Annotated in this window: 12 protein-coding genes; 6 read left to right on the forward strand and 6 right to left on the reverse strand. The window is 43.6% G+C overall.

Annotation, left to right across the window (positions count from 1 at the left end):
* Positions 1-9 precede the first annotated feature (9 nt).
* The 3 genes from FPZ43_RS16225 to FPZ43_RS16235 form a co-directional block, all read right to left on the reverse strand.
* The gene (locus tag FPZ43_RS16225) at positions 10-396 is read right to left on the reverse strand and encodes a helix-turn-helix domain-containing protein (protein WP_146382983.1); all 387 of its coding nucleotides are present in this window, start codon (positions 394-396) and stop codon (positions 10-12) included.
* Positions 397-480: 84 nt separating this feature from the next.
* Positions 481-969, reverse strand: coding sequence for a hypothetical protein (locus tag FPZ43_RS16230; RefSeq protein ID WP_146382984.1), 489 nt, complete (start codon positions 967-969; stop codon positions 481-483).
* Positions 970-1,081: 112 nt separating this feature from the next.
* Positions 1,082-2,371 (reverse strand): alkaline phosphatase family protein, encoded by a 1,290-nt coding sequence (locus FPZ43_RS16235; protein WP_146382985.1) that lies wholly within the window; start codon positions 2,369-2,371, stop codon positions 1,082-1,084.
* Between the two features lie 155 nt (positions 2,372-2,526).
* Here FPZ43_RS16235 and FPZ43_RS16240 point away from each other — a divergent pair, with 155 nt between their 5' ends.
* Positions 2,527-2,778 carry a DUF3072 domain-containing protein gene (locus tag FPZ43_RS16240; RefSeq protein ID WP_146382986.1) on the forward strand — a complete coding sequence of 84 codons (252 nt, stop codon included), beginning with the start codon at positions 2,527-2,529 and terminating at the stop codon, positions 2,776-2,778.
* On the opposite strand, the gene FPZ43_RS16245 is transcribed toward FPZ43_RS16240, so the two are convergent.
* Positions 2,775-3,536 (reverse strand): MBL fold metallo-hydrolase, encoded by a 762-nt coding sequence (locus FPZ43_RS16245; RefSeq protein ID WP_146382987.1) that lies wholly within the window; start codon positions 3,534-3,536, stop codon positions 2,775-2,777. The two genes, FPZ43_RS16240 and FPZ43_RS16245, sit on opposite strands and share 4 nt — an antisense overlap.
* Positions 3,533-3,805 carry a hypothetical protein gene (locus FPZ43_RS16250; RefSeq protein ID WP_146382988.1) on the reverse strand — a complete coding sequence of 91 codons (273 nt, stop codon included), beginning with the start codon at positions 3,803-3,805 and terminating at the stop codon, positions 3,533-3,535. The genes FPZ43_RS16245 and FPZ43_RS16250 overlap by 4 nt, the downstream gene beginning before the upstream one ends.
* Before the next feature lie 421 nt (positions 3,806-4,226).
* On the opposite strand from FPZ43_RS16250, the gene FPZ43_RS16255 reads away from it, so the two are divergent.
* The 3 genes from FPZ43_RS16255 (at position 4,227) to FPZ43_RS16265 (ending at position 8,851) form a co-directional block, all read left to right on the forward strand.
* Positions 4,227-5,360 (forward strand): acyltransferase family protein, encoded by a 1,134-nt coding sequence (locus tag FPZ43_RS16255; protein WP_146382989.1) that lies wholly within the window; start codon positions 4,227-4,229, stop codon positions 5,358-5,360.
* 145 nt (positions 5,361-5,505) lie between these two features.
* Positions 5,506-8,106, forward strand: a complete 2,601-nt coding sequence (locus FPZ43_RS16260) for an FtsK/SpoIIIE family DNA translocase (RefSeq protein WP_146382990.1) — start codon at positions 5,506-5,508, stop codon at positions 8,104-8,106.
* A gap of 76 nt (positions 8,107-8,182) precedes the next feature.
* Complete coding sequence (locus FPZ43_RS16265; protein ID WP_146382991.1) at positions 8,183-8,851, forward strand: LolA family protein; 669 nt, start codon at positions 8,183-8,185, stop codon at positions 8,849-8,851.
* 31 nt (positions 8,852-8,882) lie between these two features.
* Here FPZ43_RS16265 and FPZ43_RS16270 read toward each other — a convergent pair whose 3' ends face one another.
* Entirely contained in the window at positions 8,883-9,644 is a 762-nt protein-coding gene (locus FPZ43_RS16270) for an NUDIX hydrolase (protein WP_146382992.1), read from the reverse strand.
* 177 nt (positions 9,645-9,821) lie between these two features.
* Here FPZ43_RS16270 and bglX point away from each other — a divergent pair, with 177 nt between their 5' ends.
* Positions 9,822-12,134: a beta-glucosidase BglX gene (bglX, locus tag FPZ43_RS16275; RefSeq protein WP_146382993.1), complete on the forward strand. Its 2,313-nt coding sequence runs from the start codon at positions 9,822-9,824 to the stop codon at positions 12,132-12,134.
* 804 nt (positions 12,135-12,938) lie between these two features.
* Positions 12,939-16,154 carry a SusC/RagA family TonB-linked outer membrane protein gene (locus tag FPZ43_RS16280; protein WP_222430989.1) on the forward strand — a complete coding sequence of 1,072 codons (3,216 nt, stop codon included), beginning with the start codon at positions 12,939-12,941 and terminating at the stop codon, positions 16,152-16,154.
* The last annotated feature ends 18 nt before the right edge of the window (positions 16,155-16,172 follow it).

The raw sequence follows: 16,172 nt of genomic DNA on the forward strand, positions 1-16,172 counted from the left end.
CATCATGTATTAGCCCACCACCTCGTAGAGGCTTTCACGGTACTGCTTGGGCGTTACACCCTGGAAGCGCTTAAAAAATTTGGTAAAGTTTGATGGATCGAAAGTTAATATGGCTGCCACGCGATTGATGGGGATGTTTTGCTGGATCATGTCGCGGGCTATGTCCATGATACGGGCCTCAACAAAGTAGCAGGGCGAGTGGCCCGTGGTTAACTTTATGGTGTTGCTTAAATGAGTAGGGTGTATAAACAGCAGTTCGGCAAAATCGCGTATCTCGAACATGTTTACAACGCGCTCCTTTACAACATCGTCCAGGTGCTTTTCAATAGCTGCCATAAAATCAGCTGTTATTTCATCCTTACGTGCTAATATCTTTTTTGGAAGCGGCTGTGGCATATACTTTAAACACCAGTTTGCAGGTGGTGTTCATCAAAGCTAAAACTTTAATTGATAGCTCTGAAATGCCATGCAGGATTTTACTTAAGGCTGATCTGCTACAAAAACGGGCGGGGTAGCGGCGGGTATCTTAATTTCGGGACTCAAAGCCGGTACCAACCTGTATAATATATTTTGCGGCATATTGCCTACATCCATAAACCACCAGTTTTTGCCTCCATTTTTGCTGATGGCTAACAGGTATGATCGGCTTTTGTATACGCCGCCTTTAACGCGTAGCGTAATATCTTCGGGCAGTAGTGAATGTATTTCTTCGCCTGCGTTATGGAAACTGCCTGCCGGGCCAATGCTGCCATCAACCTTGGTGATACCCTGCTTGTGCAGTTGCTCCAATTTATCATTAATGGACTTTTGCATCATCAAATCGCCGCCTGCCATTTCAACAAGAGGTGGGTAAGTCATTTTTATGATAGTCGGCTGGTCGTTCCTGAAACTGGCATTCGCAAAGCGCCGCGCTTGCTGCACCAATACTGTCGTGTCCTGCGCAAAGGTAATAGCAGGACTTAAGAGCATTAAAATAAAAAGTATGCGAAGTAGCTTCATCAACAATTAGGAATGTTTGCCGGCAAATATGACGTTATCATACCATTGTTTATTATGAAAGGCAATTAAATTAAACTGCTGCTTACTTCCTCGTCTTTTTTATCAAGATCTTTTTTGCTAACTCATCAGTCCCGTCAATTTTATCGGTGTGTTTTATACCCAGGATGTTTGCAACCAGGTTAAACACATCAACGTTTTTAAACGGCTCAATAACCAGGCGTTTTTTAAATGCAGGTCCCCAAGCCAAAAAGCTGGCGTTCATGTCGGGTACTAATGCAGGGTCGTACCCGTGCCATCCCGGATTGGTCCTTTTACGATTATTGAGGTTGAATACTTTAGGATAATCGGGTATCAGTAATATGTCGCCAATGCGGTTATGCCAATCATCTGCGATGCCATAATGCAGGTGTGCCGGTACGGTTGCCTTGGTGTATACCTTGTAATTCTGCGCTTCTTTTTTTAAGGCTTCATAGGTGGATGGAACGTGTTTTTTATCCTTAGCATAAAGCTCAACCAATATGCCATCGCCCGATACCACGAACTTTGAGGTATCTATGGATGCAGGGACGCTTATGGTATTTTCGTTGTCTACGCGGGTCATGCCATGGTCCGACACAAAGACATAGTTCACGTTTTTTAAGCCGGTGGTTTTTACGGCCTTCTGCAGGGCGTTAACGGCCGAATCTATAAAATGCACTTCGTACTCCGTTTCCGGAGATTCGGGGCCGTATTTGTGTGCAGCATGGTCAACCTCCGGGAAGTAAAAGGTGATAAAATGTGGGCGTTGTACGGCAGGCAGGTTTAGCCATTCCACCACGGCGTTTATGCGTGTTTGCAGCGTAGTTTTCTCGTTATAGATATAGTAGTAAGTTGGCTTTATGCCCTTGATAGTTGCCTCTGATGCCACCCAGAAAAAGCTTGCCGACAGCATTTTTTGCTGCTCGGCCAATACCCAAAGCGGCGAACCGCCATACCAAGTACCATCGGCAACTTTAGCCTTGGCACTCATCGAGTACCTGTCGTTACGGGCGCGGTCGTAAAACGTATTGTTTACCAGGCCCGAGTGCGAAGGATACAGGCCCGATACTATTGCATAATGGTTTGGAAAGGTAACAGATGGATATGACGGAATCATGGCTTTGGCAGTAACACCCTCTGCGCCAAGTCGCTGCAAATTTTGTGCATTGTACTTCTTAGCAAAATCATGCCTGAAGCCATCTGCCGAAATTAAAATTACATATGGCTTTTTTTGTTGTTCGGCGCTGTTTATGCGGCCGGGTACAATTTGTTGGGTGGTGTCAACAGTTGTTTGCGCAAATGCCCTAAATACAAGCGAGAGAAGGAGTAGCAGTACAACGTGCTTTTTTATCATGCAGCAAAAATAATCAATACAAATTATGCGGGTAATAAGCTATTGTAAATTGTTACGGGCACGCAACACATAAGGGTTGTAAACGAAGCCGATGTAGATAACTGAATGCTAAAACAATTAGCTTTCTGGAGGGTTGTTAAAATAAAAGTTAAGATATGGCAACTACAGAAAATAAACCAAACGACGATTTTGATAATGGCATAAACGGTTCAAATACGGTAAAAGACCCCGATGAGTGGACAACCGGCAATGAACCCATGACAGGTGCGCAGCATTCATACCTTAAAACCCTGTCTGACGAAGCCGGCGAAGAATTTGACGAAACATTGAGCAAAGCCGATGCCTCGAAACGGATTGACGAACTGCAGCATAAAACAGGCCGCGGTTTGGATGAGAACAAAGCTTAAATTTCCAGCTTTAAACCATCGTAAGCTAAAAAAATACCCTGTGGCAGCTCCGGGTCAATATCCTGGTGCTTGCCCATGCGGTGGCCGATGTGGGTAAAATAGGTTTCGTCGGCACCAAGATCCTGCGCAAAGGCAATAGCTTCTTCAAGCGTAAAATGTGATATGTGCGTGTCTATTTGCAGTGCATTGATGACCAAAATTTTCGATCCACGAATTTTATCTTTCTCGGCCTCCGAAACTGTTTTAGCATCAGTGATGTAAGTAAAATCTTTTATCCTGAAACCGAGTATTGGCAATTTATAGTGCATTACCTGGATAGGGGTAAAGCTTATGCTACCAATATCGAAAGGTTCGGTACCAATCAGATGCAGGTCGATTTGCGGAATGCCCGGATACTTATAATTTTCAAAAATATAGGGGAACTCCCGGTGCAAGGCTAATTGCACGCGTTCGTCGGCATAGATATCTACCGCGCCCTGTTGCTTATAATTAAACGCGCGGATATCATCCATGCCGGCAACGTGATCCTTGTGCTCATGCGTAAAAACAATGGCATCAAGATGTTTTACGTTTGCACGCAGCATCTGGTACCTAAAATCGGGGCCCGAATCGATAACCACCGTTTTATCTTCAGCCTCAATTAAAATAGAAGTGCGCAGGCGCTTATCGCGTGCATCCGTCGAGGTACAAACTTCGCATCCGCAGGCAATAACAGGTACGCCCTGTGATGTTCCCGTTCCTAAAAAAGTTATCGTCACAGCTGCAGTTGGGTTTGTTTTATCTGGTGTAAAAATGCAGCCTGTTTATCGTCAAGCAATTTATAATCTATTTCAAGCGTACGGGCAAGGTCGGCAATGGCCGCTATCTTGCTTTCCAGATTTGAAAACTTATTTACCACAATCATCTTGCTGCTTTGCAGCAGGCAGGCATTGGTTTTAAAGTTACCTTTCTCATACCTCACCCTATATCCGGCCGATTTTAGCAGCAGTTCGAGTTTCTCAAGCGTATGATTTGTTGGCGTAAGCATGGAAACCAAAAATAGGAATTATGGCAGGGCTATTGAAATTTTAATTGATATAGTTAAAAGAATGACATGGCGGTGTTTGGGTGGGATAAATCGGAACTTACGATTTGTCTCATTAAAGCGTAAGGGACATGCCGATGTATATCGGCATCCCATCAGCCTGGTACGATGGGATGCTGAAAGGAATTGGCATGACCAATCTAATTTAATTGGCTTCAGCCTGATCATGTCGAAGACTCGGTAAAGCGGCTAATGTTTCGACAAGCTCAACATGACACAGAGGAGGCATCAGGCTTAGCCATCCGACACTCCATCAACATTTATAATAACTTCTTAAAATAATTAAAAAACTTTTTAATAGCTTTAAAATCAGAATGTGGGGCACTGTCTCGCAGCTAATAAAACCTAATTATACTTTATTGATATGAGCCAAAAACCTGAAAGGTTCCTTTCGCTGGATGTATTTCGCGGCATGACAATCTGTTTCATGATCATTGTAAATACACCAGGTAGCGGTGCCACACCCTTTGCCCCGCTGTTACATGCCGACTGGTTTGGCTTTACCCCCACAGATCTTGTTTTTCCGTCTTTCCTATTTGCCGTGGGTAACGCCATGAGCTTCACCAGCAAAAAGTTTGACAGTCTTGCCACCGGGCAGGTGCTCTACAGGATATTAAAAAGGGCCTTTATCATTTTCCTGATCGGGTATTTAATGTATTGGTTTCCGTTTTTCGAGCTGCGCAATGGCGCCTGGGAGTTTAAGCCTTTTGCCACAACGCGCGTAATGGGCGTACTACAACGGATAGCCTTGTGTTACCTGTTTGCATCATTACTCGTTTACTTTATAAAATCCGAGCGTACAATTATCATCATCAGTATAATATTGTTGGTTGGCTACCAGGTTTTGCTGCTTACTTACGGCGATGCTGCTGCACCCTATGGCATGCTTACCAACGCAGGTACCTATTTTGATAAGTTTGTTTTGGGTGAGGGCCATCTTTACCACGGCGAAAAAGTAGCATTTGACCCTGAAGGTATTTTAAGCACTTTGCCGGCAATTGTAAATGTTATATGCGGCTATTTTGCCGGGCGCTACATACAACAAAAAGGCAAAACGTTCGAGGCTATCGCTCACCTGATGTTAATTGGCGCATTGTTGTTATTTACCGCCTGGGTGTGGAACATGTGGTTCCCGATAGGTAAAAAATTATGGTCGAGCCCATTTACCCTGCTCACTGTAGGTTTGGATCTGGTTATTATCTCGGCACTTATTTATATAGTGGAGATCCGCAAACTCAATGGCGCCAACTGGACGGGCTTCTTCACCACCGTTGGTAAAAATCCGTTAGCTATTTATATCCTGTCAGAGATTTTGGTCATCGCTTTCTGGATGATACCTGTAGGTAACAAAAGCTTTTTCGACTGGATAAATCAAACCATTTTCCAGGCTGCTGTGCCGGGCGCAATCGGCTCACTATTATTTGCTGTTAGCTACATGCTGCTGTGCTGGTTGGTGGGCAAACTGCTCGATAAAAATAAGATCTACATCAGGGTTTAAAGGCCTTTAGGGATACCTGCGTTGTTGAACTTTTTGCAGAGATGGCAGGTATTATGGTCTGCACACATGATAGTAATGTTACTTAAAATTTAAAAATATCTGTTTAATCTAATAACTTTATATTTGCAAAAAAGGACAGCGCAGGATGCCGGTTAAAGGAAATCAATTCAGATCAAACAGCTTTAGAGACGAGAATCAGCCGGGTAAAACCACTGGCAGGGCAGAAAAGCAAAGGCCGGTAAAACAGATAGTTGAACGCATCCCCTTGTTCGACTTGCGCGACGGTCGCGTTATCAAGATAGTTGGGTTGTTCTTTCTGGTGCTGTCGGTATTTTTCCTTATTGCTTTCACCTCTTATTTATTTACCTGGCAGCAAGACCAAAGCTACGTTTCAAAAGCCAATGGCGGCTGGAGTAACCTGTTTAAAACCAGTAAAGAACTGATTGACAATGGCGTTGCCAACCCAATGGTTGATAACTGGCTTGGCAAGTTTGGTGCCTTATTATCCAACCAGTTTATCTACGAGTGGTTCGGCGTGGCCTCTTTTATCTTCGTTTTTGTATTCTTTACAATAGGTTACAGGCTGCTGTTTAAAATAAGGCTTTTCTCGGTTAGTAAAATGCTGGCCTATTGCCTTTTTGGGCTGATATTTTTATCGGTAGCCATTGGCTTTATGCATGCCTTTGTTATTGATTACCCGCACTTTTTAGAAGGTGAGTTTGGCTTTTGGACAAACCGCCTGCTTAGCGCCCAGGTAGGGCAGGCCGGAGTAGGCGGCATATTGATTTTCGCCGCGCTTACAGTACTCATTATTGCATACAACATCGACTTTAAACTACCGCAACGCAAAGAGCGTACGGCAGCAATGGACGCAGTGGCAGCCGTAACGCCCGAGCCGGTTGATATGGAAGATGAAGAGATATCACTCCCGGTTGAATGGCCACGAACAGGTAACCGTTCGCGCGTGCCGGTAAACGATGTGCCCGCACCTGTTACACCTACCGAAAGGTTAAAGCAAGAGCCGTTGATACCTGCGCCCGTTTTTCATGAACCTGTTGTATTAACGCCCGATCCTACGCCTGTAATGGCAGCAGAGAATGTAATGCTTACCGAGCCTGAGGAGGACAACGAAATTCCGCTTACTATTGACGTTGCGAGGCCAACCCCGGTGATGAATATTGAGAAGGACGACGATACGAAAGCCAAATCATTGGTTGAGCAGTTTGGTACTTACGACCACAAGCTTGAGCTATCCTCGTACAAATATCCGCCGCTTGATTTACTTGAAAATTATGGCTCGAATAAAATATCGGTAAATAGTGATGAGCTCGAAGCCAATAAAAACAAGATTGTTGAAACGCTTAATCATTACAATATCGAGATCGATAAGATCAAAGCTACCATCGGGCCAACAGTAACTTTATATGAGATTATTCCGGCTCCCGGGGTGCGTATTTCCAAAATCAAAAACCTGGAGGATGATATCGCACTAAGCCTGGCCGCTTTGGGTATCCGTATCATAGCACCAATGCCGGGTAAGGGTACCATAGGTATCGAGGTGCCAAACCAGCATCCCGAAATGGTGTCTATGCGCTCGGTGCTTGCTACCGAAAAATGGCAGAACAATACAATGGACCTGCCAATTGCCTTGGGCAAAACCATATCAAATGAGGTATTTATAGCCGATTTGGCAAAGATGCCGCACTTGTTGGTTGCAGGTGCTACGGGTCAGGGTAAGTCGGTTGGTATTAATGCCTTACTTGTATCGTTATTATATAAAAAGCACCCTGCCGAGCTTAAATTTGTTTTGGTTGACCCTAAAAAGGTTGAGCTTACGCTGTTCCGCAAAATAGAAAGACACTTTTTGGCAAAACTGCCCGATGATGGCGACGCTATTATTACCGATACCAAAAAGGTAGTTAATACCCTTAACTCGCTTTGTATCGAGATGGATCAGCGTTATGATCTGTTGAAAGATGCACAGGTGCGTAACTTAAAAGAATACAATACCAAGTTTGTTAACCGCAAAATAAGCGACCCCGAAAAGCATCGTTACCTGCCATTCATCGTATTGGTAATTGATGAGTTTGCCGATTTGATGATGACGGCTGGTAAGGAGGTTGAACAACCTATTGCCCGTATTGCACAACTTGCCCGTGCGGTAGGTATCCATTTGGTGATTGCTACGCAAAGGCCGTCGGTAAATATAATTACAGGTACAATAAAGGCTAACTTCCCGTCACGACTGGCGTTCAGGGTATTATCGAAGATAGATTCGCGAACCATTTTAGATGCAGGCGGTGCCGACCAGTTGATTGGTAGGGGAGATATGCTGCTATCTACAGGCAGCGATTTGATACGTTTGCAGTGCGCTTTTGTAGATACGCCGGAAGTTGAAAAGATATCTGATTTTATTGGCAACCAACGCGGCTACGCAACCGCCATGTACCTGCCCGAGTATGTTGGCGACGGTGAGGCCAGCAGTACCAAAGAGTACGACCCGGACGACCGCGATCCGATGTTTGAGGATGCAGCCCGCCTGATAGTATTGCACCAGCAGGGATCAACATCGTTGATACAGCGTAAAATGAAGCTGGGTTACAACCGTGCCGGTCGTATTATCGACCAGTTGGAAGCAGCCGGTATCGTTGGCCCGTTTGAAGGCAGTAAGGCCCGCGACGTGTTATATCCTGACGAGTACAGCCTGGAGCGCCACCTCGAATCGTTACAAAAACCACGCGATTAAACTTATTTAAGTTACATCACTCTAAACCATTATACGCAATAGTGGTTATTGCTTGTGTTTTAACCTTTGTAACAGCATGAAAAAATTTCTTATATATATATTATTCTCGGCCATTGCAGTAAACGCGTTTGCCCAAAAGGATGCCGACGCCAAAACCATCCTGAATAAGCTAAGCAAGCAATACCGTACCTATGATGCTGTAAAAACCGACTTTACATTAACGATTGACAATCCGCAGGCGGGCGTTAACCAAACGCAGACAGGTACGCTCATTACGCGCTCAAAAACCAATAAATATAAAGTGAGCGTTTATAAGGCTGGTGGTAAGGCGTTATCCCAGGAAATTATTAGTGATGGCAAAAGCCAATGGACTTTTTTGAAAGATGCGAACGAGGTGCAAGTAGCCGATGCTGATAACAGCGAAGAGGCTTTTAACCCTGCCAAATTGTTCACTATATATGAGAAAGGATATAAATACCTATATACAGGCACTCAAAAGATATCAGGCAAAGTTTACCAGGTAGTTGACCTTAGCCCCGAAAACGAAAAATCCTCTTATTTCAAAGTAAGGCTAATGGTTGATAAGGTGAAAAATCAACTTTACAGCGCCCAGATATTTGACAGGAACGGCAGCAAGTACACTTATACGCTGCGAACGTTCACGCCAAATTACAAAGCTACTGATGCTACATTTGCCTTCAATAAAAAGAGCTATCCCGGTGTGGAAGTAGTTGATTTAAGGTAAATCTCAATAGATTAAATTAACGTTGCTGTAATTACCAGCCGCCACTCAGGCCACCGTCCAGCGCTGCCTGGTAATGTTCAAGATTAAACTCATACAAGTAAGGGGCTTTGTGCGCACCGCCTTTGCGTGTTTCTTCCAGCTTGTTAAGTATGCCAAAGCCCAACATACGGCGTTGAAAATTACGCCTGTCCAACTTTTTGCCAAGTATGGTTTCATATAACTTTTGCAGCTCGGGCATGGTAAATTCCCGCGGCATCAGGTTATAACCAATTGGCTGATAATTTAATTGCAGCCTCAAGGTGTCTAAAGCTGTTTTAAATATCAGCTCATGATCCAACTGAAAGGGTGGCAGGTCATTTATATCCTGCCAGGTGCATACCTCAGAAAACACGTCCGGTGTAGGATTAGCGTTCACAAAATCAACCAGCGCGTAATAACCTATCGATATAAACCTGCGGTCGAAAAAGTTTTTTTTCGCAGGCAGCATATCCCTGTACATTTCATTATGAAGTTTGGTACGGTCGGGGTCGCCAAAAACATGAAACTGTTTCAAAAATATTTCATCGAGCCCTGTACGCTCCTTCAATATGCGATTGGCCGATACGTCAATTGGTTCGAGCTTCCTTACAAAGCCGCCGGGCAGTAACCAGGCATCTTCATTATTACTCTTGAGCATTAAAACTTTCATCACACCTTCGTGAAAGCCAAACACAACACAGTCAATAGAAATATTGTTCAGATAAATCTCGTCTGCTTCGGCCCATAAAGTTTCCAGTTGCTCCTTTGTTAACATTATTTATAGTGCAAAAAAATGCTTTGAATGTTTAAATTTAATATCTACAATTGTGTACCAATTACACCTTTAATAAAGGGTGGTTATGCCCAATTATAATAACTTTAAATTATTTTAATACATAAAAGCTCATTATTTTAATAAAATAGTGGTTGCCATAAATATTCCCTGTTATTGATGAAAACAATATTTACCCTCAAAAATGCCGTTTGCGTAGCTACAGCAGCACTTTTTGTATTGCCGTTCAATTCGGCCAAGGCACAAAAAGCTAACCCCGACGCAAAAATGAACGCTTTTATTGGCGATATCATGAAAAAGATGACCCTCGATGAAAAAATAGGGCAGCTAAACCTGATAACGAGCGGTATGGCTATAACGGGCACTGTTACCAATAATGGGGTAGAGGCAAATCTTAAAAAAGGCGCTATAGGTGGCATTTTTGGTTTGTATGGTACCCAACAGGTGCGCGAAATGCAAGAACTGGCCATTAAAAATTCGCGGTTTAAAATTCCGTTGATTTTTGGTTTGGATGTGATACACGGGCACCGCACTATTTTCCCAATTCCACTGGGTATATCCACCACGTGGGATATGGGCCTTATAGAACAATCAGCACGCATTGCCGCGCGCGAAGCTACAGCCGAAGGTTTGAACTGGGTGTTTTCGCCCATGGTTGATATTGCACGCGATGCCCGCTGGGGCCGTATATCTGAAGGTAGCGGCGAAGATCCATGGTACGGCGGGCAGGTTGCCCAGGCCATGGTTAAGGGTTACCAGGGTAAAAGCATGACCGATGCAGATGCCGTTATGGCGTGCGTAAAGCACTTCGCCTTATACGGTGCCGCAGAGGCCGGTCGTGAATACAATACTGCTGATATGAGCAAGGTAGCTATGTATAATTATTATATGCCACCTTACAAAGCAGCTGTTGACGCCGGCGCAGGCAGCTTCATGAGTTCGTTTAACGTTGTTGACGGTGTGCCTGCAACGGTTAATCGTTGGTTGCTTACCGATTTGCTGCGCAAGCAGTGGGGCTTTAAAGGTTTTGTGGTGTCTGACTATACAGCACTTAATGAGGTTACCAACCATGGCCTTGGAGATTTGCAAACTGTATCTGCCCTGGCGCTCAAAGCGGGCCTGGATATGGATATGGTGGGCGAAGGATTTTTAAGCACCTTGAAAAAGTCGTTACAGGAGAAAAAGATCACCCAGGCAGAGATCGACCTTGCCTGCCGTCGTGTTTTGGAAGCCAAATATAAATTGGGGCTTTTTGCTAATCCATACAAATCGCTTGATCCTGCAAGGGAAAAAAGCGAACCCATGTCTGAAGCTAACCGCAAGGCTGCACGCACTACTGCCGAGCACTCTTTTGTATTGCTGAAGAATGACAACCAGGTACTGCCTCTTAAAAAAGCAAACTCCAAAATAGCGGTTGTTGGCCCGCTGGCCGATAATAAGCGCGATATGCTGGGTACCTGGGTTATTGCAGGCGAATGGGAAAAATCTGTAAGTGTGCTTGAGGGTATTAAAAACGTTGTGGGCAACAGTTCGCAAATTACGTACGCAAAGGGTGCTAATATTACCGAGGATACCGCATTTATGGCAAGGCTTAACTTTTTTGGCCAGCAAATGGTATCTATAGATAAAAGATCATCAGACGATTTGCTGGAAGAGGCTGTGAAAGCAGCTAAAAAATCTGACGTAATTGTAGCGGTAGTTGGCGAGTCGCAAAGTATGAGTGGCGAATCATCAAGCCGTGCAGATATCAGCATCCCTGAGAGCCAGCAGCGGATGTTAAAAGAACTTGCCAAGTTGGGTAAGCCACTTGTTATAGTGTTATTTAACGGCAGACCGCTCACCTTGACATGGGAGAACGAGCATGCATCGGCAATTTTAGATGTATGGGCACCAGGTACTGAAGCTGGTAATGCAGTAGGTGAGGTGTTGTTTGGCAATTATAACCCATCGGGTAAGTTAACCACCACGTTTCCGCGCAGTGTAGGGCAAATACCTTTATATTATAACCACCTTAACACAGGCAGGCCTTACACAGATGGCCCGGCTAAGTTTAAGTCGGTTTATCTGGATATAAGTAACGATCCGTTGTACCCATTTGGTTATGGCTTAAGCTATACCAAGTTTAGTTACACCAACCTGCGTTTAAGCAAAACCAAACTTAAGGGTAACGAAACTTTGCAAGCTACGGTAACGGTAACCAACACCGGCGGTTACGCAGGCGAAGAAGTAGTGCAGTTATATATAGGCGACCCTGCTGCAAGCATAGCCCGCCCCGTTAAGGAACTTAAAGGCTTCCAGAAATTGAATTTTCAGCCCGGCGAAAGGAAAGATGTTACCTTTAATATCACACCGGCCCAGCTTAAATTTTACAATAGCCAATTAAAGTATGACTGGGAAGCCGGCGACTTTATTATACAGGTTGGTACAAGTAGTTCTGACGTTAAAACAGGGCGAGTAAACTGGGCTAAGTAGTGATTTTGGGAATGAATGAGCGCTAAAACATTTATATTTTTTAATACAGAAAATGCCCTGGCTTACCGCCAGGGCATTTTTCGTTTAGATTTTTAGGGTTAGTGTAATTCGCTGAACTTGAATTGGCGGTATTCGTGTTTTCCACAAACGCACACTTATCAACATAACAGGTTGTTAACGAGAATTTAACAATTGATGGATTGTGAGGTTAAATGTTAACTCACTATGAACATTGATTTTCAAAAAAAAGGCAGCAGGTCAGGTAATAGGAATTATTAAAAGTGCCAAAGCCATTATTTATATCAAAATAGCGCTTTGTAACCGCGCTGTTACATTGTAAACTTTATATTGATTGGCGCACTGCCATTACAACTTATATTTTAACGCCGTAATTATTTATGAATTTCGTTATAATAATAAGCCGATAATAAATAATTCATAATTCTATAAATCACGCTTGTGTAACCTATACACTCTATTTATATTAGGGCATTACCAATTATAAACCTTTACTATAAACCAGTAGAGTAACAAATTTTAATAAAATGATATCCCACTCAGGCCGAAGTATAAAGCCTGCTGGGTTGCTTATACCGAATTTAATTTTTGGCGTTAGTGTAACTATATGATTAAACTTTTACATTTTTTTCTTCTTGACTTTTCTGTCAGCCGCCGGGCCTTCTCAACCCGTCGTGAAAAAAATATATCAGTATTTAATCCGTTGGTTATGCCCGCCCGGTGCCATATAATGACATTGAAATAGGATCTTAAATCAAATATATTAATCAACTAAATCTCAATCTCATGTTTAAAAGTTTACTCCTTAAAGGAAGAACGCTTTGCCTGCTTCTGTGCTGCATGGTTTCTTCATTGGTAGTTTATGCTCAAACAAAACACACCGGTAAAATTACCGGCAGCGACGACAAGCTGCCCGTAGTTGGAGCCAGTGTGCGTATTAAGGGCACTACCATTGGTACGCAAACAGATGTTAACGGTACTTACAGTATTTCTGTAAAAGCCGGCGACGTTCTGGTTGTATCGTACATTGGTTACACCACGCAGGAAGTTACTGTAGGCGCCAGCGAAACAATTAACGTTGTTTTACAGGCCGGCAGCAACTCGTTGAACGAAGTAGTAGTTACCGGCTACACCTCGCAACGTAAAAAGGACATTTCCGGTGCGGTTGCCACGGTTGACGTTGGCGCTGCTACAAAATTACCAACTGCAAGCTCTGACCAGTTATTGCAAGGTCAGGCATCGGGTGTTACTGTGGTAACAAACGGCCAGCCTGGATCTTCAAGCCAGGTGTATGTACGTGGTATTGGTAACTTTGCAAACTCACAGCCACTTTACGTTATTGATGGTGTTCAAACCAACAACATGAACGACGTTAACCCTAACGATATCGAATCGATGTCGGTACTGAAAGATGCTGGTGCTACCGCTATCTACGGTATTGCGGGTGGTAACGGTGTTGTTGTGATCACTACCAAAAAAGGTAAAGTAGGTAAATCTGTATTTACTTATGATGCTTACTACGGTACTCAGCGCCCATTAGGTGGTAACGTTTGGAACGTACTTAACGGTGCCGATTATGGTAAATTATTAGCACAGGTTGACCCAACTAACCCATTGTTGATCAACGGTAAAATTGCTGATTACGGTTACCAGGCAGGTTCAAACCTTCCGGCTGCTAAAGGTGTGGCTAATGAAGGTGCTGCAGCGGTTAACCCATCTCTTTACCGTTTCGATCCGCAAAATCCTAACAACGATTACCTTATCCAGAAATTTAACAACGGTGCCGGTACAGATTGGTTCCACGAAGTATTTAAACCTGCACCAATGCAAAGCCATACTATATCTGGTAGCGGTGCAAACGATAAAAACTCATACTTCTTCTCGTTAGGTTATTTAAATCAACGCGGTACTTTAATTGATAGCTACTTCAAAAGGTACCAGGCTCGTATCAACACAACCTTCAACATCAAAGATTTCTTCCGTATCGGCGAAAACGCTCAGATCTATTACAATGAGTCGCCGGGTAGCATCTTAAATAACGATGAAGGTAACCCTATCTCTTACACTTACCGTATCCAGCCACAAATCCCGGTTTATGATATCGGCGGTAACTACGGTGGTACCTGGGCTGGCCCTACTCAGTTAGGTAATGCCAATAACCCTGTTGCAATTGCACAGCGCCGTGGTACAAACAAATTCCAGTCATTTAACATCGTTGGTTCTGCATTTGCCGAAGTTGATTTCCTTAAAAACTTCACAGCTCGTACAAGCATCAACGGTTCAATCAACAGCCAGTACTACCAGGAAATTCGCTACAACACTTATGAAAATGGCGAGTCGCACACAAGTAACAATGGCTTTTTACAAAATTCAAGATACTACACCAACTACAACTGGTCAAACATCTTAACTTACTCTAAAATTGTTGGTAAGCACAACGTTAAAGTGTTAGCCGGTTACGAGCAAAAAGAATACCGCAACCGTTTTATCGAAGGTTCTGGTACAAACCTTTTCTCTGTTGATCCCAACTACGCTAACTTAAGCAACGTAACTGCAAACAGGGTATTAACAGGCGGTGTTGATCCAAATAGCCAGCCTACCCAAACTCAGTCGGTATTTGCCCGTTTAGATTACATCTTTAATGATCGATACATCTTAGGTGCAACAATCCGTCGTGATGGTTTCTCAGCTTTTGCTCCGGGACGTAAATGGGGATCATTCCCGTCTGTGTCTTTGGCATGGCGTGCTTCTCAGGAAGATTTCCTGAAAACAGTTGAGTGGTTAACTGACTTGAAAATCCGTGGTAGCTACGGTGTATCCGGTTTTAACGCAAACGTAAGGGGCGATAACGCTTTCAATACTTTCGCATCTGATCCGGGTGGTTCTTACTACGCTATTGGCGGTGGTATCACTAACCCTGCAACAGGTTTCTTCGCTCAACGTTTTGGTAACTTAGCCACTTCATGGGAAAAAGATAAAGTTGCCAACGTAGGTTTTGATGCATCTATCATGGGCGGTAAATTCGACATGAGCTTAGAGTACTTCAAAAAAACCTCTTCAGATCTACTTTTCGGTGTAACCTTACCTGCAACAGTGGGTGGTGCTACGGAGCCGATTGTTAACGTAGGTTCGGTAACTAACCAAGGTATCGAGGCTGCATTTACTTACCACGGTAAACCGTCTGCAGATTTCACTTACAACGTTGGTGTTAACATCACTACTTACAAAAACAAAATCACTGAGTTAAATACAAACTTCTTTAACGCAGGTTCACGTATAGGTAACATCGTTTACCAGCAAGTAGGTTCTCCTATCGGTGCTTTCTACGGTTACAAAGTTGCTGGTTACTTCCGCGATGCTGCTGATGTAGCTGCTTCACCTACTCAGGATCAAGCTGCTCCTGGTCGTTTCAAATACCAGGATACAAACGGCGACGGTGTAATATCTGACGCTGACCGTACTGTATTAGGTAACCCTAACCCAGACTTTACTTATGGCTTGAACTTAAGCGCTGCTTACAAAGGCTTTGACTTTACTGCAGTATTCTACGGTTCGCAAGGTAACGATGTGTTTAACTACACCAAATACTGGACACACTTCTACAGCTCATTAACAGGTAACAAGAGCAACGATTTGTTGTATAACGCCTGGAGCCCAACAAACTTAAATCCTAAAGCTCCTAAAGCTGAGGCCGTAAGTACTTTCAGTACAGATGCTGCTGTTAACTCATTCTATGTTGAGAACGGTTCGTTCCTTAAACTGCGTACTTTACAAATTGGTTATGACTTTGGTGCTTCGATACTATCAAAACTTGGTGTTAAAAGGTTACACGCCTACATCCAAGGTACCAACCTGTTCACTGTTACTAAATACACCGGCTTAGACCCAGAGGTACAAGCAGGTAACACCAACGGTAGCAACGGTAACTCGTTAGGTATTGACTACGGTAACTATCCAAACAACGAAAAAAGATACATACTGGGTGTTAACTTATCTTTTTAACCAATCAAAAAATTTGAA

Origin of the sequence: Mucilaginibacter pallidiroseus (assembly GCF_007846085.1) — a bacterium.
GTDB classification, from domain to species: Bacteria; Bacteroidota; Bacteroidia; order Sphingobacteriales; family Sphingobacteriaceae; genus Mucilaginibacter; species Mucilaginibacter pallidiroseus.